Below are 850 nucleotides of genomic sequence, written 5' to 3' on the forward strand. Positions count from 1 at the left end.
CGTACCTGCTGGTGCCGCCCACCCCGCAGCACCAGGCGACCATCGATGCGCTCAAGAAGCTCGACTTCGCCGACAGCACCGCCACCGGCGAGGCCATCTTCACCGCCCTGCACGCGGTCAGCGCCACCGCCATCACGGGCGGCGACACCCCGCCGCCGGCCCGCATCGTGCTGCTCTCCGACGGCAAGGAGAACAAGCCGTCCAACCCCAACGCCCCGCAGGGCGCCTTCACCGCCGCCCGGGCCGCCAAGGCCGAGGGCGTGCAGATCTCCACGATCTCGTTCGGGACGCCGTACGGCACCGTCGAGTACGAGGGCGCCACCATCCCGGTGCCCGTCGACGATCAGACGCTGCAGAAGATCTGCGAGATCACCGACGGCCAGTCGTTCCACGCCGACAGCCTGGAGTCGCTGAAGAACGTCTACTCGACCCTGCAGCGCCAGATCGGCTACGAGACCGTGAAGGGCGACGCCAGCCTGGCCTGGATGCTGCTGGGCGCCGTCGCGATGGCGGGCGCCGTCCTGGCTGGCCTGTTCCTCAACCGCCGGCTGCCCTCCTGACCGGTCAGACCGGCAGCCGCCGATTGATCAGCAGCGCCAGCGCCGTCGCGATCAGCGCGGTGATGACGCCCAGCCGCAACCAGCCGGCGCTGCCCGGCCCGGGCACGGTGCGGTAGCCGATGTCCTTCTCGATGGCGTTGTAGCTCTTGGAGAGCTCGGCGAGGTTGCCGGCGGTGTAGGACTGCCCGCCGGAGAGTTTGGCGATCATCTTCATCTGGTCCGTCGCAACCGGGACGGCGACCCGCTGCCCGTCCATCTCGATCTCGCCGGTCTTGGTGCCGAACGAGATC

1 protein-coding gene and 1 pseudogene are annotated in these 850 nt (G+C 69.5%); one reads left to right on the forward strand and one right to left on the reverse strand.

The annotated features are described in order from the left end of the window. Positions 1–560: VWA domain-containing protein (locus A5713_RS25345; protein WP_156752027.1), on the forward strand; the 560-nt coding region annotated here is incomplete at its 5' end. Between the two features lie 4 nt (positions 561–564). Here the strand turns inward: A5713_RS25345 and A5713_RS25350 are convergent. Next, positions 565–850, reverse strand: a pseudogene (locus A5713_RS25350) (hypothetical protein); the annotation flags it as partial.

The sequence above is a fragment of the Mycobacterium sp. E2497 genome, from assembly GCF_001668695.1.
GTDB lineage: Bacteria > Actinomycetota > Actinomycetes > Mycobacteriales > Mycobacteriaceae > Mycobacterium.